We start from the raw sequence: 20,808 nt of genomic DNA, 5'->3' as shown, positions 1-20,808 counted from the left end.
ACTACGTATAAAATTAATCAAACAGGCTCTTAGGCTCAGGTTTTCTATTTTTTTAAATATTTTAGGAGCTTACATCTATTAAGGGTTGTAGATGTTCGTTGCTGTCCGTAATATAAAAAATTAGATGATGGATAGAAATAATATATAAGGAAGCGCTTTGGAAATACAAATAAGACATCTTGAAACGACAGATAGCCAAGATATGTTTGATATCTATCGACACCCATCAGTATCAGAAAATACTTCACAAAAGCCTTTCCTTAGCTCTGATCAGGTAGAGCGGTTGTTTGGTCATTCAGACCATTTCACTTTAGTTGCTGAAGTGTCTGGCAAAGCAGTAGGCCATATTACTTTATTTATGACCACCAAGGTGAGAGACAAACATTGTGCTGGCCTTGCGATAGCGATTAACCCGGATATGCACGGCAAAGGGGTTGGTCAAGCGTTAATGCAAGAAGCTATTAATCAATCCGATAATTGGCTTAACCTCGTTCGACTTGAGTTAGAGGTTCATGCAGATAACCACGCCGCTATTGCTCTGTACGAACGCGCAGGCTTTCAGTTAGAAGGCACCAAAAGGCTGAGTACATTCAAAGCGGGTAAGTACATCGATATGTTACTTATGTCTAGAATTAGGCCTGATTATCAATATTAGTGAGCAGAATCTGTTTCATTCGACATTAGTCAATAAGATAGCTATTACTCAAAGCCCGTATGCATAAGGGCTTTGTATCCAATTAAAGCTAGAAGCACCTAAAGGATCAACAAGTGTAGGTCATTTTTATTGGTTTTTAAGCTAGATAAATGAATTAAGATACTAAGAACTATGATTTTCTTTAGAGGGAAATACAGTGTTGTATTGGTAATGAGCTACATTTAAGTAACGCGGAGAAATACCGTGTCAATGCTGTATGAAGACTATCGGAGGAGGAACTAGTTATTGTTAGAACCAACAATCAGTGAACAAATACAATGGCCATGTGATTTACCACAAGACTTTATAGACAGCCTACTCGAAATCGCTGTTTTAAAGACGGGCATACATAGCCTAGAAATTACGAAAAAATTTCAAAACCTACCGGGCGTTTTCTATATTCTTAAGGGCTCAGCAGGTATCTGCTTTTCAACTGAAAACATGAAAAGCTTATCTGGTGGTGTTATTGGAAGGGGAGATTGGATGGGTGCTTTGTCTATACATGCTGACTACAACCTCTTTGCAGTGGCAGAAGAAGTCGAGCCTATCACTATGGTACTTTTTCCTGAAAGTAAGGTATTAGAGCTCGCAGAGCGGAAGTGCATGGTTTACAAATGGCTACTTCACTGTGGAACCAAAGCGCAATCTATTTGGATGCAGGCTTACTTATCCTCGATTCATGAAAAAGAGCAGAAAACCATTTACGTCTTGTTGGAACTTGCGGCACGCCAAACCAATATTGCAGGTGTGACCGTGAGTATAAATATCTCACAAACTCAATTGAGTACTATTACAGGGATCTCGAGACCGAGATTGAATGAGGTGCTTAAAGGTATTGAGCAACAGGGCTTAGTGAAGATCCAAAGAGGGAAGGTTTTTATAACCGATGTTGAGGGGTTGTATGAGCATATTTCACCGATGAATTTGATGATACGAAATCCTGTCACTGAGATTAAGTCCTAACATGTGTATAACAAGAGCGAACTGAGTCGAACTTTTCTCTCATTATTGTTAAATTTACCAACACTTAATGGGTATTTCACAACAAAATTAGCTTCTGTGTTCTTTTGGGAACATACATTGTTTTTCCATATCTATAACTTCCTCGCTAGATTTATAAATTGAAATAAAGCGGAATAGAATTGTTATGAAAATGGCTGTATTGGAATATAAAGTATTGGGGCTTGGTGATTGGATTAAAACAAGAGTTTCTAGCCGCTGTGCGCACTTACTGGCAGCAGAATACAAAGCGCTAGGATGGCCAACAAAAGTAGATGGAAAAGTGTTATCGACTGAGTCGGCTTAATCAATATAAGCCTAAATCATCTAGATGAAGACAAAAAAGAAGCTGGCAGTGTGCCAGCTTTTTTCATTTTTAAATTCAGACCATTGAGCTACTTGTTCACGTAATCTTTGAATTTCTGCTTGGTTTCAGCATCGGCTTTTTCGTACCAGAAATACAGCATTTCTTCAGCAGTATTCGCCGCATTCGCATCAATCTTTGCTGGTAGAGTGACTGGTTGTACTACAGTCGCAGCTGTGCCTGTACTAGCTCCTAGTGTTAGTGCAGCGACACCACCTTTCTGGTTGTATTCCTTTGCTTCTTGAGGAAATTTACGACCAATCTGCATACCATCTTTCAATAGCTTGTCTTGCTTAACACTGATTGTATTTTGGTTCTCATCAACTAATTTCCAATCTAGGTTCTCAAAGCCTTTCTTCGCTTCAGCGGTATTACGGTATTTAGGCATATCAAACGTTAATACGGCGTTTGTCGTGCTAAAGGTTGCAATAATAGCATCGCTATCAACAAACTCGCGGTCGTTACCTTTATCAAAAGCAAGTTGATATTGGAATACGATTTGGTTTTGGCCGTCTGGAACGGTGAGGGTTTTATGAGATGAAAATAAGCTGCCATCTAGGTCAGGCTTGGCTTCATTTACTGCCAGAATATCAACACTTGATGGAACTTTGATTTCAACGTCAGCTAATACTGCTGGTGCAGCAACGATAGTTGAAAGTAGGGCAATGCTTTGGATTGTCTTCATAATCATACAGTTGTTATGGTTAGTTAAATTACAATCGCACGGTAAGAACTCCAATTCAAGTCGTGTCATAAGGATTTGAAAAAATTTGCGAAATCTTAACGCAACAGTCATATATCAAGGTTCATATTGACTAGTGTGAGTTCATATTTTTGAAAAATGAGCGGATAGCTTTGGTATGAATTGTATTAGTTGACGGTTAGCGCCTATATGTTCTTTGTATTGGATACTAAAAAGCCGAGATAACGTTTGAGCTATCACGGCTTTGTTTGGCTTTACTTGGAGGGGGAGCGTTAGCTAGTTATTACTTAGCTTGTGCTGCTGCCGCTTCTAGTTGCTTAAGTTTACCTTGAAGCATGTAAGCATTCTGGTTGAAGTTACCAGGGTTCAACACTTGGCTTTGCTGCATAGGGTAGTCAGGTAGCGTGTTCATGAACTCTTGCACTTTGCCGCCTACAGGTACGAATAGCCACATGTTGTCTGCCATCCAACGTAGGTACATGCCAGATTCGTGTGGTGCTTTTTCGAATGGGTCAGCACGTAGGTGAACTACTTGAGGCCAGTTTGGTTGGAAACGCACAGCATCAACGATGTTACCATCCATAACAGCGAATGAAATCTTGAAGTCGTTCCAACGTACAGCATTTAGTTCAGCGTTAGCAGAGAAGTAAAGCATGCTGTCACGAGGGCCTTTCTCTTCTTTACCTTGGAAGTAAGGTAGGAAGTTGTAACCATCTAGGTGTACACGCCAGTTTTTACCGTTGTAAGTTGCACCTTTGTCAGACGCTAGCTTCTCAACCACTTTATCATCACCAGCAGCTGCTAGTAGCGTTGGAATCCAGTCTTGGTGACCCATGATGTCGTTGATCTTAGTTCCCGGTTTGATAGTGCCAGGCCAGCGAACTAGCTGAGGAACACGCATACCACCTTCGTAAGTTGTACCTTTCTCACCGTGGAAGTAAGTAGCACCACCATCAGGCCAAGATACTGTCTCTGCACCGTTATCGGTAGAGTAGATTACGATTGTGTTGTCTGCGATTTTAAGCTCATCAAGCTTGTCTAGAAGGATACCTACTTGGTCATCGTGCTCTAACATGCCGTCAGCGTAAATGCTGATACCTGATGCGCCTTGGTATTTTTCTTGTAGACGAGTCCACACGTGCATACGTGTTGTGTTGTGCCAGATGAAGAATGGTTTGTCAGCTTTCACTGCTTTTTCCATAAAGGCTAGAGATTCTTCTAGGAACTCTTCATCCGCGTGCTCCATACGCTTACGCGTCATAGGACCTGTATCTTCAATCTTACCGTCAGCAGTAGACTTGATTACACCACGAGGTCCGAAGTTCTTACGGAACTCAGGGTCTTTAGGGTAGTAGTATGTCTCTGGCTCTTCTTCTGCATTCAGGTGGTATAGGTTACCGAAGAACTGGTCAAAACCGTGGTTCGTTGGAAGGTGTTTATCTTGGTCACCCATGTGGTTCTTACCGAACTGAGCAGTCATGTAGCCTTGTTCTTTAAGAAGGTCAGCGATAGTTGGAGCCCAATCTGGGATACCGTGATCAGAGCCTGGCATACCGATAGTTAGTAGACCTGTACGGAAAGGTTCTTGACCCGTTAGGAATGCAGCACGACCAGCAGTACACGATTGCTGACCGTAGTGGTCAGTAAATAGTGCGCCTTCGTTAGCAATACGGTCGATGTTAGGTGTTTCATAACCCATCATACCGTTGTTGTATGCACTGATGTTGAATACACCAATGTCATCACCCCAGATAGCAAGAATGTTTGGTTTTTCTGCTGCTGTTGCCGCTGAAGAAGCTGCTAATAAGCCAACACCTAATGCTAGTTTATTAATTTTAGTACCCATAAGGACTCCGATTCACTTTAAAGATTAATGCGTTAGAGCAACACATCGTTGGGCAAACATTAATCTCTAAAATCGGTCGTGTCTTTTTATAGTGGTTATAACTAATTGTTATGGGGTTATTGTAACCTTTTGATTTTTAGAGTTTTGGTGCTGTTTACTCATTTTGCCCTCTAACGTCATGTGTGATCCTTATCATGTTTATATACGTAAGTTCCATCGTCTAGTTGTGCGCGTCGCTGTGAAGAAAAATGACAAATAGATTAATAGTTTAGTGAATCTCGCGATCGTTCAAAAAATGGACTATACGTTGTAGGGCAGGATGCAAATAACTAACGAAGAGGTTTCTATGACAGCGAAATATGGCGTCAAACGTCGATTAGCGATTTTGGGTACTGCGATGATGGCGGCTTCCACCACCACATTCGCGGCAGAAAAACCGAATATTCTCGTCATTTGGGGTGACGACATTGGTCAATCTAATGTCAGTGCGTACACCTTTGGCTTAATGGGGTATCAAACTCCGAACATTGATAGCATCGCCAAAGAAGGCATGATGTTTACCGATTACTACGCAGAGCAATCTTGTACCGCAGGTCGCTCTACGTTCATTACAGGTCAAAGTGTACTGAGAACAGGCTTAAGTAAAGTAGGCTTGCCAGGTGCAGATATTGGTCTTCAAGCAGAAGATGCAACCATTGCTGAACTGCTTAAACCTATGGGTTACATGACTGGTCAATTTGGTAAAAACCACCTTGGCGATAAAGATGAATTTCTTCCAACAGCACACGGGTTTGACGAATTTTTTGGCAACCTTTATCACCTAAATGCTGAAGAAGAGCCTGAAAATGAAGATTACCCAACCGACCCAGAGTTTCGTAAGAAATTCGGCCCGCGTGGTGTTATCAAATCATTTGCTGACGGCAAGATTGAAGATACGGGCCCATTAACACGTAAGCGTATGGAAACCGTTGATGAAGAAACACTCGATGCCGCACTCGATTTCATGGATCGCGCTGTGAAAGCTGATAAGCCATTCTTCGTTTGGTGGAACGCAACACGTATGCACTTCAGAACGCACGTGAAAGCGGACAGTAAAGGTGTGACTGGTGTCGGTAACTACGCTGATGGTATGGTTGAGCACGATCGACACGTTGGGCAACTATTGAAGCAAGTGGATGAGTTGGGAATCAAAGACAACACGATTGTTTTTTACTCAACGGATAATGGCCCACACATGAACTCTTGGCCTGATGCGGGGACAACCCCGTTCCGTGGTGAGAAAAACACCAACTGGGAAGGCGCATACCGTGTACCAGCAATGGTCCGTTGGCCTGGTAAGATTGAACCAGGAACAGTATCCAATGAAATCATGCACCACATGGACTGGATGCCAACCTTCGTTGCCGCTGCTGGTGATGACCAAATCAAAGAGAAACTACTTAAAGGCCATACTGCTGGTGATAAAACGTTTAAGGTTCACTTAGATGGTTATAACTTCCTTCCTTACCTAACGGGTGAAGAAGAAAAAGGCCGTCGTTCAGAGATATTTTACTTTACCGATGATGGCGATTTAGCGGCGCTTCGTTACAACCAATGGAAAGCGGTGTTCATGGAGCAACGTGCAACGGGTACCATGCAGATTTGGTCAGAACCGTTCGTGACGTTACGTCTTCCTAAGCTGTTTAACCTGCGTATGGACCCATACGAAAATGCAGATATCACATCGAACACATACTACGACTGGTTGTTAGACCATGCTTATATGTTTGTTCCTGCTCAAGCGTATGTTGGCAAATTCTTAGAAACATTTGCTGAATACCCACCACGCCAAAAAGCAGCAAGCTTTAGCTTGGATCAGGTTATGGAAAAACTCCAAGAGAACCATAACAAGTAAGCTTTGGTTTATTGAAACTGACAGCTTGATGAAACTGATAGCTTGATGAAACTGAAAACACGAAAGAGCTCTTAGGAGCTCTTTTTTTATGCGCATATCGATGAGTAAATACCAGTCGTGAATATGAGTCACAACAATCAAGCTCACTGCCACTAAATAATTGTAAATTCGTTGTTTTTGCGTCTACCTTATTAAGCATAAGGATGTATAAAAACAAGGAATGTTATGTCTGCATGGTTGTGCTTGCTAGTGAACGGATTGAAACACCAGCGAGTTGCAGTATTATCCGCAATGTTGTCTTTACCTATGTTGTCGCTGCTCAGTTTCAATGCGCATGCCAATGAACAGGCTTTACCCGTTGGATCAGAAGCTTCGCATGCCAACTCTAAAGCAACGTATGTTGGATCTGAAGCTTGTATCGACTGTCACAGCGCAGAAGTGGAAGCATGGCAAGGTTCTCATCATGATATGGCGATGAAGCACGCCGACGACGACTCTGTGTTGGGCAATTTCGACAATCAAACTGTGACTCATAAAGGAAAGCCTAACCGTTTTTTTCGAAAGGGTGATGAGTTTTGGGTCAACATCGAAGGGCCAGACGGCCAATTCAAAGATTACAAAATCAGCTATACCTTTGCCTTTGAACCTCTTCAACAATACATGGTTGAGTTTGAAGACGGGCGTGTTCAGTTGATTCCTTTTGCTTGGGATTCTCGTGGTGAGGGAGAAGGCGGCCAACGCTGGTTTCACCTTTACCCTGATACCACCAACACCGATGAGTTTTACTGGACCAACAGTGGCCAGAACTGGAACTTCATGTGTGCAGACTGCCATTCAACAAACCTAAAAAAGAATTACGACAGCGCAAGTAATACTTACAACACCACTTGGTCCGAGATTAATGTCGGTTGTGAAGCCTGTCATGGGCCTGCAAGCGAGCACGTTGAGCAGGCCCAGTTAGCTAAAGATCAGTTAACACAAAACAAGTCAGCCAAAGCCAATGGTGTAAAGGATGTTCAAGTCTCGGCGCATTATGGCTTTGATCGCGACTTGTCGAAGTCGGTGAAAGAATGGGTCTACCAAGAGGGCAACTCAACCCTGCAACCAAAAGACATCGTCCATACCAATCAAGTTCAAACCTGTGCTCAATGCCACAGCCGACGTACTCAGTTGAATGAAACAGGCGACCACGTGAATGGGTCATTCTTTGATAAGTATCGCCTGAGCTTGATTACCCCTGAGCTTTACCATAACGATGGTCAAATCTACGATGAAGATTACGTTTACGGATCTTTCTTACAATCAGTGATGGCTGAAAAAGGGGTCACATGTACTAACTGTCACGATCCACATACTGCAGAACTGAAAATTGCCGAAGAAGCGGTGTGTAGCCAATGTCACATTGCATCAGAGTACACGCCTGAAAAGCACACCTTCCACGAGTCGAATACCGAAGCTTCACAATGTACGACTTGTCACATGCCTGAGACGACTTACATGGAGGTCGACCCAAGACGCGACCACAGTTGGCACATCCCACGTCCTGATATTAGCCAACACATTAAAACACCAAACGTGTGTACCAGCTGTCACGAAGATCAAACCGACCAGTGGGCAGATAAGCAAATCGGTGAGTGGTTCCCAGATTCTAAGTATCGTAATCAGCAGCATTTTGCCGTTGCCTTTTATGCTGACTCAATAGGGCACAGAGGTGCAGAGGATGCGTTGGCATACTCGGCTCAGGACGCCAGCTTAAGCAATATCATTCGTGCATCGAGCTTAGAACGTTTGGGCGGCAATACGGGTAAGAATACGCTTATCTCGCTAGCAAGAGCGGTGAAACATGACGATGAAATGATCCGTTTGGGCGTGGTGCAAGGCTCGTCTGGTTTTCCATTCACTGACCGTTGGCAGATTTTAGAACCGTTACTGAAAGACCCTGTATTGTCGATTCGTTCAGAAACCGCAGGCGCGCTAGTACGTTACTGGGGAGAAATGAATCCGTTGCAGAAAGACCAAATCAAGCCTGCATTAGAAGAGTACATTGAGATACAACAATTCAATGCTGACAGAGGGTTTGGCCGCACGAACTTAGGTAACGTTTACCGAGATTTAGGTCAGCACGACAAAGCGATTAAGTTTTATCAAGGCGCTATTGAAATTGAGCCTTACTTCGAAAACAGCTACGCCAACTTGGCTGATTTGTATCGTGCACAGGGCGACGAGCCAAAAGCATTAGCAACATTGAAACAAGGCATTCAAGCGCAACCTAAATCGAGTGTGCTGCCATACAGTGCAGGGTTATCAATGCTGCGAGTCAAAGATTACAAGAAAGCAACCAACTACCTAAAACAAGCGGCAGAAACCGCACAAACCGACCCGCAATATTGGTATGTGTACGGTTTGGCTTTAGAGAAGTCGGATGTACTTGCGGCAAGTAAGTCATTGCACAAGGCGTACCAATTCAGCCGAAATCCACAACACCTGTATGCACAGTGTGAAATCTTAGCGCGTAATTACCAACAACCCGGTGTACCGAAAGCGTTCGAACAATGTATTTCATCATTGAGCAAAGTGGCGCCACCGGAGGCGATTAACCAATTGAAAGCGATTAGCAAGTAGAAAGCTGGGCTGAAATAAAGCACCAGAATTGACGTGGCTATGCGCTTATAATTTATGGTGCTTATAACTAATAGTTATGGGGCTTGTGAGTAGGATGTACGCAGCCAGATTGAATTAAGGGAAGACCTATGAACCATGCGCAACAAGCAATAAACCAACTGATTGAACAGACAGAGAAAAGTGTTATCGGTCAGAGCCACGTCGTTCGGGCTCTGGTGATAGGGTTATTGACTAATGGGCATGTGCTTTTAGAGGGACTTCCCGGTACAGCGAAAACTCGTTCAGTGAAATCGCTGGCGAACCTACTGAACACCAGTTTTGGTCGAATTCAGTTTACGCCTGACCTGCTGCCATCAGATGTAACCGGTACAGAAGTGTATCAAGAGCTTGATGGAAAGCCTCAGTTGCACTTTCAACCGGGTCCTATTTTCAACAGTATTGTTTTAGCCGATGAAGTGAACCGTGCTCCTGCAAAGGTACAAGCGGCTCTGCTTGAAGCTATGGCGGAAGGGACGATTACGGTGGGTGGTCAAACTCATATTCTGCCAGATCTATTCATGGTGCTCGCTACGCAAAACCCAGTAGAGCAAGAAGGTACGTATCCACTGCCTGAAGCACAAATGGACCGTTTTATTATGAAAGTCACGGTCGACTATCCAGAAGATGAAGCTGAACGCGATATCATTCGACTTGTGCGCAGTGAGGAACTCGGTAGCGAGACGAGTTCGGAATTAGTCACTCCACAGCATATTGAACCTGAATTGGTACTTGAAGCGCGCCGCCAACTTCCAGACATTGCCGTTTCCGATTTAGTTGAGAACTACATCGTGGCTTTGGTAATGGCTACACGAAAACCTGAGCGTTATCCAGAATCAGACTTATCGAAATGGATTGAAATTGGTTCAAGTCCTCGTGCTTCTATTTCATTGGATAAATGTGCTCGCGCTTATGCGTGGCTGCAAGGGCGTGACCACGTCACGTTAGATGATGTGCGTGCCATGTTGCCAACCGTATTAGGCCACCGATTCTCGTTGTCTTACGATGCATTGGCCGATGGTGTTGACCATCAAAGAGTGGTTGAAGAACTGCTTGATAATGTTGAGATCGGATAACTAGGGGGCGTCATGGCGAAGCCAACACAAGCTCCTAAACCGCAAGGCCTTGATCCTCGACTTTACTGTGACTATTCAAGGTTAGTGCGAATTCAGGCTCAAGCTGAGTCATTTTCACTGTTACCTCATTTAAAAGCGGGCAGCGTACTTTCGGGTAGACATAACTCTTTGTTCCGTGGTCGTGGTTTGAATTTTGAGGAGTTACGACACTACCAACTTGGTGATGATATTCGTAACCTTGATTGGAAAGTCACCATGCGAACGGGGAAGCCGCATGTTCGCAGTTACACTGAAGAAAAAGACCGTAATGTGATGATCTGTGTCGATCAGCGCAGCTCAATGTTCTTTGCCTCTCAAGACACCATGAAGTCAGTCGTCGCAGCCGAAGTTGCGGCATTGTGTAGTTGGCGTGTGCTCAAAGATGGCGACCGAGTAGGCTTCGTTTTAGCCTCACACCAAAAACTCTTTCATACCAAAGCGCAGCGTTCTCAATCTGATTTATTGGCTCAGCTAAAACATCTTACTAAAGCCAATCAAAGCTTAGGCGTCAAGGTAAGCGATGGAGATAATGTTGGTTTTAGCCAGTGGATTGAACTGATTAAGCGAATGAGGCTCAAGCAATCAACCTTGATATTTATTAGTGACTGGCGAGACTGCCAAGAACAACATCTCGATCGACTAAAGCAGTTACAGCAACACAATGACATCTTGGCCATTATGGTCACCGATCCATTAGAACAGTCATTACCTCAAGATCTTGCAAGCGCAAACTGGGTGGTGGGTGATGGTCGCTTTCAACTTAATCTGGATAGCCAATCTAAGGTAAACCTCGCAAGTGAAAGTCTTGCTCAGAAAGCGGCACTTCAGAAACAGTCCCTTGCTACATTGATGGCGATGAAAAAACTCCCTTATATTGAATTAGACACGTCGGGCAATCACATATCACAGCTGCAGAAGCTAGTGGGAGGTCGCTAAATGGCTGTTGAACATACGCCCCCAAGTACTTATATCCTCCGCGAACTGCACGATGTAGCGATTCCTGACAGTGTGAGCTGGGCTCCTCAAACGATCGGCTGGAAGATCCTCGGCGTTATTCTGTTATTGGTCGCTATCTATCTGGCTTATCGTTTGGCGCAGAGATGGTGGAATAACCGTTATCGAAAAGAAGCTCTTCAAGAGCTTATGGTATTGGATGCACGAGACAAAAATTCAACCGAGCGAACTTTTAAAGTACTGAAAGTGGTGCTTCGTTACCTAGACAGCAGTAATGCCAAGTTGTTTGGCCAAGCTTATGTGAACCGTCTGAACGCTTATCTGCCTGTTAGCGCTAACACCAGTGAAAACAGCAATGCGTTCTTTGCTGATGAAGTCTCGGAATTATGGATGCAGAGCCTAATTGACCCTAATGTGCGTTTGAGCTTTGAACAGCGTTTAGAGGTGATTCAAACCGCGATGATGTGGTTAAAACTTCACAAGTCGAATGTACAAGTTACGGTAGAGGGGCAAGATAATGTTTGATGTTTTATCTGCCAGCTTTGAATTTGCGCATCCGCTGTGGTTTATCGCGTTGCCTTTGCCGTTATTGGTCTATTTTGCCGTGCCAGCTTATCGAACTAAGCAAATGGCGATTAAAGTGCCATTTTTTCGAGAATTGGTTGAAGCAATTGGGGAAGCACCGTCAGAAGGTGCAAGCCAGTTAACACCAAGCTGGTGGCAACGAACCACGCTCATTATTACTTGGATATTGGTCGTATGCGCGTTAGCGAAACCAACCATTCTTGGTGAGCCACAGGTTCGCGAACAATTAGGTCGGGATGTGATGGTGGTGGTCGATTTGTCGGGCTCGATGGCAGAGCAAGACTTTACCTCTAAGCGGGGCGATAAAATTTCTCGCTTAGATGCGACCAAAGAAGTGTTAGCTGACTTTGCAAAAACCAGAAAAGGTGACCGACTCGGTTTGATCTTGTTTGGTGATGCTGCGTTTGTGCAGACGCCATTTACTGCAGACCAAGATGTATGGCTTGAACTACTTAATCAAACTGATGTTGCGATGGCAGGCCAAAGTACCCACTTAGGTGATGCAATTGGCTTGGCGATTAAGGTGTTTGAACAAAGCGAAAAGCAAAGTGCTGCCGTTCAAGATTCGAGTGTTGATGTCAACGAAAAAGAGAAGGTCGTGATCGTACTAACCGACGGTAATGATACTGGAAGCTTTGTTGAACCGATTGATGCAGCCAAAGTTGCGAAGGCGAAAGGCGTTCGTATTCACGTGATCGCCATGGGTGACCCACAAACCGTTGGTGAAGTGGCTTTGGATATGGAAACCATCAAACGAGTGGCTCAAGAGTCTGGTGGCGAAGCCTTTGAGGCGCTTAACCGCGACGAACTGACCAAAGCCTACGCTCAGATTGGTGAGCTAGAACCACAATTATATGAAAGTACCACTTATCGTCCTAAACAGGGGCTGCACCATTACTTAATGGCGATTGTTGTTGTGATGTATCTGACTGCCTTTAGTCTGGCGACTTTACGTAGAAGGTCGCTTTTGGCTTCTAAAACTAAAAAATTGAAAGGAGAGGATGATGCCTGATTCTCTCACTCTACAACAGTTCTTTACCCAGTTTCATTTTATCCGACCTTTGTGGTTGTTGGCCTTTATTCCGATGTTCTTCCTGTTATGGGTTCGTTGGAGAGAAGAGACCAAACCAACGTGGAAAGACATTCTACCTTCACATTTACGTGATGCATTGACGATTGGCGAAACAGGGTGGCGTAAGCAATTACCGTTGAAGCTATTGGTGGTGATTGTGACTATCGCCATCATTATCTGCTCAGGCCCAACATGGCAACGTGAAGCTTCGCCTTTTGGTGAAGACAAAGCGTCGATGTTGGTTGTGCTCGATAATAGTGAATCCATGCTCGCTAAAGATTTACCTCCGAGTCGTTTGGAGCGATCTAAGCAGAAAATTAGAGACTTACTAGCAGCTCGCAAAGGCGGCACTACGGGCTTAGTGGTTTACGCAGGGAGCGCACACGTGGCAATGCCCGTTACGCAAGACAGCAAAGTATTCGAACCGTTTCTAGCGGCTATCACACCCGACATTATGCCAGTATCAGGTAAGTCAGCAGAAGCAGCGTTGCCACTAATTAATCAGCAATTGTCTGGTGAGTTAGGCTCTTCTGTACTGTTGGTATCAGATGGTGTAAACCCAAGCACCATTAGGGCGTATGAGAGTTTCTTTAACGACAATCCGTATCAGTTGCTCATTCTGGCCGCAGGAAACAGCAATGTGCTGAGCGATAATCCAGTCGACCTCGATTCATTGCGTAATTTGGCGAATAAGACAGGTGGTCGAGTGATTGAGGTGACCGTTGACGATTCGGATATTCAACAGTTGAATCAAGCTGTTGAAAGAAACATGCAACTTAACGGTGAATCTTCTATGCCATGGAAAGACATGGGCTATGGCCTGCTTATTCCAATGGCGATCATTATGTTGTTGTGGTTCAGAAAAGGGTGGTTGGTGCAGTGGTGTGTCGTTGGCATGATGATTTCAGGCAGCATCTATTCACCAAATACTTTTGCGAAAACAGTCAACTTAACGGCTGAGAAACCAATCGTGGTGGAGTCGCTTACAGCTTGGGATAAAACAGCTCAATGGTGGTGGGACTTATGGCTAACGCCCGATCAACAAGGTCAACGTTTGTTGAATCAAAAGGAGTACCTTCAAGCTGCCAAACATTTTACTGACCCAATGCGAAAGGGCGCGGCTTACTACTATGCTCGTGATTTTAAGCTAGCTCACAGTGCATTTTTGCAAACCAAAACTGACCTTGGTTTGTACAATGCAGCGAACGCGTTAGCCAGGCAGCGTGAATATCTTGCTGCTAGAGACCTTTTGAAGTCATTAAGTGAAAAAGGGGACTTGTCTCCAGAACTGAGAACGGATGTGGAAAATAACCTCGCAGTGCTTAGCGGGATTGTCGAAGAGGTAAACCGAACCAGCGAAAGCCAATCTGGAACCACAGATGGTCCTGAAGAATCTTTAGAACTCGAAGATGATCAGCCGCGAACGGGTGATGGCGCTGAAGAAGAAACGGTAGCGGAATTGATGCTCAAGGAAACGCTTAACGCCAATGAAATATTGGGCAGCCAAGAGCTTGCCGACAAGTGGTTAAAACGCGTTGAAGCGGATCCTAAGTTCTTCTTAAAGTCGAAATTTCAAATTCAGTTAAGAGATCCTGCACCGTCTATCGAACAGACGCAAAAACAGGAGCAAGCACAATGAGTCGATATGATTTAACTCTTGAATTGGTTCAAGTAAAGGTAGGGTGGGCAAAGTCGTTGAACTTAACCAAGACCTTGCTTGTGTCGATGGTTTTGCTGTTTAGCACTGCTTTTTCTGCATTTGCTTCTGCTACTGACATCTTCGATCTACAAAAAAGTGGTGACGTTGAGCTTATCGCTTGGGTAGGTGAGAAACCCAAGTCAGGCGACAAGATAACGCCGACCAAAGTCAGCGTAAATGAGCAGGTCATTCTGAACATTGAGGTGGCGACACCGCGCTGGTTAACTGGCGGCACTCGAATTGGCAGTATCGAAATCCCTAACGTGATCGCTAAGCAGCGTAACCAACTCGCGACGAACTATACAGAAAGAGTCGGCGGTACTACATGGTCACGTCAACGATGGGAAGTGACGCTCTATCCGATGACTTCTGGCGAGTTTGTCATTCCAACCGTGCCGGTTCGCGTCCAAGTTTCTGCACCTGATGGTTCTAACGTTGGCGGCACGCTTTACACGCAGCCGATTAAGTTTGAAGCCTCACTACCTTCAGGTTTATTAAGTGATGAATCGCCTTGGTTTTCTGCAACAGATGTGGATGTTGAACAGCAATGGCAACGTTCGAATGAAAACTTGAAAGTTGGCGATGCGGTTACTCGAACGGTAACTATCAAGGCCAAAGACAGCTTGTCTGTATTACTGCCGAATGTGTTAAACAATGAATCGACTCAGCAGTACCAAGCTTATCCTCAACCTAATCGTTTGAATGATACTCAAGAACGTGGTGATTATCGCTCAAGCCGAGTTGAAGATACGGTATATGTGATTCAACAAGGTGGTGAATTTACCTTGCCGGATTTTTCATTCCAGTGGTGGGACAGCAAGAATCAACGTCTTGAAAGTGTAGTGATAAAAGGTGAGGTGTTTGAAGCAAAACACACGCTCCAATCCTTTATCAAGGCTTACATGTCAGTGTTTATTACAGTTGGTTTGGCTCTGTTAGTCTGCATTGCGTTAGTTGTTGCTGTTAAACGTTATTACACAAACCGTCCAACACCGAGTTGGCTGGTATTACGTCGTTTACTTAAGCATGGTAATTGGGCTGAATTGAGAACCTTTATTTATCGTCAATTACGAAACGAAACCTCTCAACTAGAACTGGATAAAGTACAACTTGGTAAATTGAATGGACAAAAGCGTTGGCTAGAGGATAGCGAAGCCCTTCAACAAGGGCGCGAAGACAAAAACGTATTTACTCGTTTATGGAAAGGCTTACGTTACTTACCCGCTGACACATCAAACTCGAGTAATTCTCGTTCAATTTTCGACCGCTTGAAAATCCCGAAAGCCTTGCCAGACTTAAAAGATAGAACTAAGTAGCAAACTTTAGTCATTCGCATCGAACATACTCGGCAGGTTCTCTACTATAGGGAACCTGCTTCTTTAATATGGAACTGTATGAAAAGTACCGAGCTAAATCTAATTCCTATATTTGTCGCTATTTATGAAGAGCAGAACTTATCAAGAGCTGCTAATCGCATGGATATAAGCCAACCGGCTGTGAGTAAAGCGCTTGCAAGGTTGAGAGATATCTATGATGAGCCACTGTTTCACCGAACCACTTCTGGCGTAGAGCCGACCACATTTGCTATTGATATCTATCCTGCAATGGCCGCTGCGCTTAAAAACTTTACTTCTACCTTATCCGCATCAAGAGACTTCGACCCTAAAACTTCAGGCCGCGTGTTTTCAATTGCCTGCGTCTCGGCGGCGAGCTACGAAATGATGCCAAGAGTTATGCAGTTAATCAGCCAAGTTGCTCCTGGTATCGCACTAGAGGTTCATCCTTTATTTACGGAAGACTACGAGTCTGATTTAAGGCTCCAAAGACACGATGTTATTGTCGATATGACGCCAAAAGGAAGAACCATGCTTAAGCATGAGGTGATTTCTCGAGAAGAGTTGGTGGTGGTGTGCCGCAAAGACCACCCTATGATTGGCGATACGATTGATATGGAACAGTTTTTAGCACTTGAGCATGTGGTTGTATCTCGTTGGCATGCACGTAAAAGCTTATTGAGCTCTGAACACTACAGTGACCTAGAAAAACGTAGAATAGTCTATCGTGCTGCGGGTGTTGTCGAGATGCTACCTGTTATTGAAGGGTCTGATTATATCGGGGTGTTACCTATTTCATCAGTGCGTTGTTTTTCTGAAAAGTACGCGGTTAAAACACTGCCTTTACCATTTGAGTTGGAAGACCTCGATATGTGTATGATTTGGCACCCAAGTCGCACTAATGAACCAAGCCATAAGTGGTTACGAGCCAAGATTAAAGCGGCAGCAAAAGAAATATCAAGTTAGTCTAAAGAGAGAGAATGGGTAGTATTCGCGCGATTTTAAATGGAAAAAGCCAAGACTCCAGAGTTAAGGCAAGTCATCTTTGCCGCTAGAGACAATGATATTGTTCTACAAGTTAGAGTGTTCTGGGAATCGTCGGACATGTTCCGCTTAGTGAGCGAGGCAAACTGCCCTTGGTTGGTAAAAAACCAGTGAAGGCACTTGAGTAACCAATCACTGGCTTACTTGACAAGCTGTTTGATTGAAGCTCATTAGTATTAAAAACTGACGTTATGCCTTTTTTGACTCTGCTCGGAGTTAAGCAAGAAGTAAGACAACCAGTCATCAATCGGCAGAGGGCGCGCGAAGAAATAGCCTTGAGCATATTTACAACCAATCTGACGCAGTGTCTTAACGTGGCTCGGGGTTTCAAGACCTTCAGCAATTACTGAAAAGTCGAGTATTTGCGCGAGCTTAAGAACCGCGCAAGTAATTTCGTAATCGACCTTTGAAGAGTTGATGTCTTCGATAAAGCTTCGATCTAACTTTACGCAATCTGCCGAAAGGTTCTTCAATACCGACAGTGAAGAGTACCCCGTACCAAAATCATCGATAGCAATCTTGTACCCCTTAGAATGGAGCACCTCAATGGTTCTCGAGCAGGTTTCAAAATCGCGCATCATGTCTCTTTCGGTAATCTCAAGCAATAATTGGTGAGGTTGGCAATCCGTTTCATCCAGTATCACCTGTAACTGGTCAGCGAGGTCTGTCATATAGAACATTCTCGCTGAGAAATTGATTGAGAAAATCACGTCTTGTAGGTCTATTCCCGAATGTTGCCATTCCGTGATCAAGTTCGCCACTTTCTTAAATACCCATTTATCGATGTCGATGATCAGGTCACTTTTCTCAGCAACTTCAAGAAAATCAACTGGAGGAAGTAATCCTAATTTGGGATGTCTCCAACGAATAAGAGCTTCGGCACCGATGATCTCCTGTGAGTCTAAGTCGACTTTTGGTTGGAAGAAGACTTCAAGCTCGTCGTTGGCGATCGCTTGATGAAGCCCGATGTTGGTTTCGATTAAGTCGTTCACTTCATGGGTCATTCTATCTGCGTATACTCTGTATTGGTCTCTACCATTCCGTTTGGCGTGATACATGGCAGTATCCGCGTTTCGAATTAAGGTTTCACGGTCCAAACCATGAGTAGGGTACTCACACACACCAATACTCGCTGAGACGAAGATAGAATTATTATCGATGTAATACGGCTTTCTTAGCGCTTGATTTAAGCGATCGGCGATGGGTTCACCTTCCTCTAGGCCAACGTTGGAAAACACAAGTAAGAACTCGTCGCCACCCATTCGTGCAACAAAGCCTTTATCGCCGACTAAGTTACTCAGGATGTCAGAGACGTTGACTAATAAGTTGTCTCCGGGCGCATGGCCTAAGGAGTCGTTAATGGTCTTAAATTCATCAATATCGAGATAGAACAATAAGAAAGAGGCGTTGCTTTCACTGGATTTTCTAATTTCTTCATCCAACAGCTTGGTTGCCAACAGTCGGTTGGCTAAATTAGTCAATGGGTCATGGTGCGCGAGGAAGTCGAAGTTCTTTTTCTCTTCAGTGAGATCGAGATAGGCCTCAGATAGCCTTAAGGCCATGTCGTTATAGGCTTTTTCTAAGTGAGACCATTCGTCACGTCTGCCCAAATTGATTGGGTTTTTTAGGCTACCGGATTCTAAACGGTCGAACCCATGTCTAAGCGCATTGAGTGGTTTTCTAATGTGGTGTCTAACAACGTGGCTAACCAGCAACATCGATAATACAAAGGCTGAAAAGCTGATAACAATTGCGTTAAGTCTTGATAAGCCAATCTCTTTTTCAAGTTGGTCTGTTAATTCTAAGGCTTGGCTTTGTACACGTGATTCCGTTTGTTCTACCATCTCCAACAAGTCACTTTGAGCAACTAACAGCGATGCCATCACCAACCAACGCTGTTCCAGGTTTGCTCGAATGCGTTTTAAAGCCGCGTTGTATCGTTTCACCGTGCGGTGGATTCGTTTCTTCTCTGCGATAACCGCCGCCGTTCCAATATCAACGTTTTCTAAGTGGAGTAAAAATATGTCGAGCTCTTTCTCGACTTCGATAAGCAGAACTTTCTCCGTTTCTGGTGTGATACGGCTGTGAATGTCACCGACCATTTTACCCGAGGTGAGGAATGACTCTCGTAGCATGTTGATGAGGTCTAATTCATTGTTATAACGTATGAAATTAGGTTGGTCTAAGTGCTTTAGTTTGCTGTCGGCTATCGCAAATTCGAGTTGATCAAGTTGCTCGGCTAACGCAGCGTCGATTTGATTGGTCTGCTTGAGGATTCTATTTAGTGCTAGCGAACTGCCTAAGAAACGGTGGAAGTTATCGATAAAGGCGTCGATCTTTTGTGAGAATCCTTCGTTGGTCGAGAGGTCTCTCAGCCGTTGCAGTTGGAAGTCAACATTGAATGCTTCTTCAGACAGTGTGGTTTCACTGAACAAAAAGGTCTGTTCCAATAGCTTAACGCGGGAGGTTAAAGTGAATACGCGTCGGCTGATCTCTGAGTTAACAATCAAATCTGATACGTGTGTTGAGGTTTCCGTTTTGAGCGTCGATTCGACGTAATAGAGCGAGCGGATCACCATGATGACGGCAAGGCTCACAATCAATAGCGAAACCAGGTTCGAAATAATGAGCCGTTGGGTTATGTTTATCTGAGGTAGTTTCATTGTGGCTTCCAAATTTTCAGATATGCTTCACGGTAGCCATTTTTAGGGTCGTAGATTCCTTTGTCTGACTGGCTGATGAGTTCTTCAACATTATCGGGCGTGACGAGATGTACAGGGGCAGAGTAGCCACTTGGAGGCATCTGGTTGAATGCTCGGTTGAGCTCGTCGACAATTTGCCAACCTTGTAGATATAAGGGTTCAGGTACAGTAGCCAGTTGGAATTGACCGCTATTAATCCTTTTGTATGCGGCTTTGCTGCCGTCACCTGCCGAAATGTTTTGTGGTATTAGCCGATGCTCTTCGAGATTAGATTCAAAAGAAGGGATAGCGTAATCAATGTAAAGGTCGTTGATGGTTAAGATATGAGTTATTTTCTCGTCATACTTCTTATCAAGTTTCTTCAATGTCGCAGGCATCTGCTCGGCAATTTTATCGAGTGGTAAGTAGTTCAGCTCAAGTACATCACATGTACCGCAACGTTTGATGGTGTTGACCATCGCGTTGGCTTTTATCATCGCTATTTCATAGTTCGGGTCGGTAAACACAATGGTTTTTGCTCGCCCGTTTGAGTTTACGATCGCGAGTAGCGCTGCAACTTCCGCCACATCGAGAGGATCAGTGGTGATGTTGGTGTATAAGCCTATTTCAGGGTTGCCGCCGACAAGCTCGGTTGCGTGCCAACCAATGACAACAATTCCGAGATCTTCCGCTTGTTTCAAAATGGTTTTGTGTCGAACAGCATCAATACCGCCGAGAACAATGGCATCGGGTTCAAAGCTGATCGCTTTTCTGATAGCTGCGCCTTGGCGTACTTCAGAGCCCAAACCATCAATGAACCTTAGATGCCAATTGATGTTTGAAATGGCCTCGGAGATGCCTTTACCCACCCCGTAAACACCACCATTACGTAAATCAGAGGCGACAAAAATAACGTTTTTTTCATGACGTACAGCAGTGCCTTGTATAGGGCCATCCCAAGTTCTTTGGTTGGAAACCGCACGCATCACTTTTTCTTCAGCATATTTGAAGAAATCATCGTCATGATTACCCGCAAAACTCGGAGAGTAGCAAGTAGCAGCAAGCAACAAACTCGCAAAATTTAATCTCTTATTCATATGGCTTATAAAACGCTTTAACTTATAATCACCCTATATTTATAATATTGTTAATAAACATTCAAACAT

General features: G+C 44.2%; 16 protein-coding genes and 1 pseudogene. 13 read left to right on the top strand and 4 right to left on the bottom strand.

What is annotated here, in order from left to right; genetic code table 11:
* Nucleotides 1-157 precede the first annotated feature (157 nt).
* From L4C44_RS04055 to L4C44_RS04045, 3 genes are all read left to right on the top strand, one after another.
* Nucleotides 158-655, top strand: coding sequence for a GNAT family N-acetyltransferase (locus L4C44_RS04055; protein WP_372385138.1), 498 nt, complete (start codon nt 158-160; stop codon nt 653-655).
* Between the two features lie 285 nt (nt 656-940).
* Complete coding sequence (locus tag L4C44_RS04050) at nt 941-1,657, top strand: Crp/Fnr family transcriptional regulator (RefSeq protein WP_285954585.1); 717 nt, start codon at nt 941-943, stop codon at nt 1,655-1,657.
* 184 nt (nt 1,658-1,841) lie between these two features.
* A complete protein-coding gene (locus L4C44_RS04045; RefSeq protein WP_017070406.1) occupies nt 1,842-2,000 on the top strand; it encodes a hypothetical protein in 159 nt (52 codons plus the stop codon).
* Nucleotides 2,001-2,088: 88 nt separating this feature from the next.
* Here L4C44_RS04045 and L4C44_RS04040 read toward each other — a convergent pair whose 3' ends face one another.
* Complete coding sequence (locus L4C44_RS04040; RefSeq protein ID WP_285954584.1) at nt 2,089-2,742, bottom strand: DUF2057 family protein; 654 nt, start codon at nt 2,740-2,742, stop codon at nt 2,089-2,091.
* A gap of 301 nt (nt 2,743-3,043) precedes the next feature.
* Nucleotides 3,044-4,606 carry an arylsulfatase gene (locus tag L4C44_RS04035; RefSeq protein ID WP_146490187.1) on the bottom strand — a complete coding sequence of 521 codons (1,563 nt, stop codon included), beginning with the start codon at nt 4,604-4,606 and terminating at the stop codon, nt 3,044-3,046.
* A 346-nt stretch (nt 4,607-4,952) separates the two neighbouring features.
* Between L4C44_RS04035 and L4C44_RS04030 the strand changes: the two genes are divergently transcribed.
* From L4C44_RS04030 to L4C44_RS03985, 10 genes and pseudogenes are all read left to right on the top strand, one after another.
* Nucleotides 4,953-6,500: an arylsulfatase gene (locus L4C44_RS04030; protein ID WP_372385135.1), complete on the top strand. Its 1,548-nt coding sequence runs from the start codon at nt 4,953-4,955 to the stop codon at nt 6,498-6,500.
* Between the two features lie 225 nt (nt 6,501-6,725).
* On the top strand, nt 6,726-9,122 hold the full coding sequence (locus tag L4C44_RS04025) for a tetratricopeptide repeat protein (protein ID WP_428804430.1): 2,397 nt from the start codon (nt 6,726-6,728) through the stop codon (nt 9,120-9,122).
* A 128-nt stretch (nt 9,123-9,250) separates the two neighbouring features.
* The gene (locus L4C44_RS04020) at nt 9,251-10,234 is read left to right on the top strand and encodes an AAA family ATPase (protein ID WP_004730485.1); all 984 of its coding nucleotides are present in this window, start codon (nt 9,251-9,253) and stop codon (nt 10,232-10,234) included.
* Between the two features lie 12 nt (nt 10,235-10,246).
* Nucleotides 10,247-11,209, top strand: coding sequence for a DUF58 domain-containing protein (locus tag L4C44_RS04015; RefSeq protein ID WP_428804429.1), 963 nt, complete (start codon nt 10,247-10,249; stop codon nt 11,207-11,209).
* Nucleotides 11,210-11,752, top strand: coding sequence for a DUF4381 domain-containing protein (locus L4C44_RS04010; protein ID WP_428804428.1), 543 nt, complete (start codon nt 11,210-11,212; stop codon nt 11,750-11,752).
* On the top strand, nt 11,745-12,824 hold the full coding sequence (locus L4C44_RS04005) for a vWA domain-containing protein (RefSeq protein ID WP_428804427.1): 1,080 nt from the start codon (nt 11,745-11,747) through the stop codon (nt 12,822-12,824). Before L4C44_RS04010 ends, L4C44_RS04005 begins: the two co-directional genes overlap by 8 nt.
* Entirely contained in the window at nt 12,817-14,523 is a 1,707-nt protein-coding gene (locus tag L4C44_RS04000) for a vWA domain-containing protein (protein WP_428804426.1), read from the top strand. Before L4C44_RS04005 ends, L4C44_RS04000 begins: the two co-directional genes overlap by 8 nt.
* Complete coding sequence (locus L4C44_RS03995; protein WP_428804425.1) at nt 14,520-15,899, top strand: BatD family protein; 1,380 nt, start codon at nt 14,520-14,522, stop codon at nt 15,897-15,899. Before L4C44_RS04000 ends, L4C44_RS03995 begins: the two co-directional genes overlap by 4 nt.
* A gap of 78 nt (nt 15,900-15,977) precedes the next feature.
* Nucleotides 15,978-16,883, top strand: coding sequence for a LysR family transcriptional regulator (locus L4C44_RS03990; RefSeq protein WP_086713838.1), 906 nt, complete (start codon nt 15,978-15,980; stop codon nt 16,881-16,883).
* Between the two features lie 14 nt (nt 16,884-16,897).
* Nucleotides 16,898-17,051, top strand: a pseudogene (locus tag L4C44_RS03985) (lipid kinase YegS); the annotation flags it as partial.
* 86 nt (nt 17,052-17,137) lie between these two features.
* On the opposite strand, the gene L4C44_RS03980 reads toward L4C44_RS03985, so the two are convergent.
* Nucleotides 17,138-19,624 (bottom strand): putative bifunctional diguanylate cyclase/phosphodiesterase, encoded by a 2,487-nt coding sequence (locus L4C44_RS03980; RefSeq protein ID WP_428804424.1) that lies wholly within the window; start codon nt 19,622-19,624, stop codon nt 17,138-17,140.
* Complete coding sequence (locus L4C44_RS03975) at nt 19,621-20,739, bottom strand: substrate-binding domain-containing protein (RefSeq protein ID WP_428804423.1); 1,119 nt, start codon at nt 20,737-20,739, stop codon at nt 19,621-19,623. The genes L4C44_RS03980 and L4C44_RS03975 overlap by 4 nt, the downstream gene beginning before the upstream one ends.
* Nucleotides 20,740-20,808 lie beyond the last annotated feature (69 nt).

It is taken from the genome of Vibrio satsumensis (assembly GCF_050337435.1).
In the GTDB taxonomy this organism is placed as follows: domain Bacteria; phylum Pseudomonadota; class Gammaproteobacteria; order Enterobacterales; family Vibrionaceae; genus Vibrio; species Vibrio satsumensis.
This window is presented reverse-complemented; position numbering and strand designations above follow the sequence as displayed.

Excerpts from the sequence above, each read along its gene's own strand:
- L4C44_RS04045 (WP_017070406.1), top strand. The coding sequence starts at position 1,842 with ATGAAAATGGCTGTATTGGAATATAAAGTATTGGGGCTTGGTGATTGG.
- L4C44_RS04040 (WP_285954584.1), bottom strand. The coding sequence starts at position 2,742 with ATGAAGACAATCCAAAGCATTGCCCTACTTTCAACTATCGTTGCTGCA.
- L4C44_RS04035 (WP_146490187.1), bottom strand. The coding sequence starts at position 4,606 with ATGGGTACTAAAATTAATAAACTAGCATTAGGTGTTGGCTTATTAGCA.
- L4C44_RS04030 (WP_372385135.1), top strand. The coding sequence starts at position 4,953 with ATGACAGCGAAATATGGCGTCAAACGTCGATTAGCGATTTTGGGTACT.
- L4C44_RS04025 (WP_428804430.1), top strand. The coding sequence starts at position 6,726 with ATGTCTGCATGGTTGTGCTTGCTAGTGAACGGATTGAAACACCAGCGA.
- L4C44_RS04020 (WP_004730485.1), top strand. The coding sequence starts at position 9,251 with ATGAACCATGCGCAACAAGCAATAAACCAACTGATTGAACAGACAGAG.
- L4C44_RS04015 (WP_428804429.1), top strand. The coding sequence starts at position 10,247 with ATGGCGAAGCCAACACAAGCTCCTAAACCGCAAGGCCTTGATCCTCGA.
- L4C44_RS04010 (WP_428804428.1), top strand. The coding sequence starts at position 11,210 with ATGGCTGTTGAACATACGCCCCCAAGTACTTATATCCTCCGCGAACTG.
- L4C44_RS04005 (WP_428804427.1), top strand. The coding sequence starts at position 11,745 with ATGTTTGATGTTTTATCTGCCAGCTTTGAATTTGCGCATCCGCTGTGG.
- L4C44_RS04000 (WP_428804426.1), top strand. The coding sequence starts at position 12,817 with ATGCCTGATTCTCTCACTCTACAACAGTTCTTTACCCAGTTTCATTTT.
- L4C44_RS03995 (WP_428804425.1), top strand. The coding sequence starts at position 14,520 with ATGAGTCGATATGATTTAACTCTTGAATTGGTTCAAGTAAAGGTAGGG.
- L4C44_RS03990 (WP_086713838.1), top strand. The coding sequence starts at position 15,978 with ATGAAAAGTACCGAGCTAAATCTAATTCCTATATTTGTCGCTATTTAT.
- L4C44_RS03980 (WP_428804424.1), bottom strand. The coding sequence starts at position 19,624 with ATGAAACTACCTCAGATAAACATAACCCAACGGCTCATTATTTCGAAC.
- L4C44_RS03975 (WP_428804423.1), bottom strand. The coding sequence starts at position 20,739 with ATGAATAAGAGATTAAATTTTGCGAGTTTGTTGCTTGCTGCTACTTGC.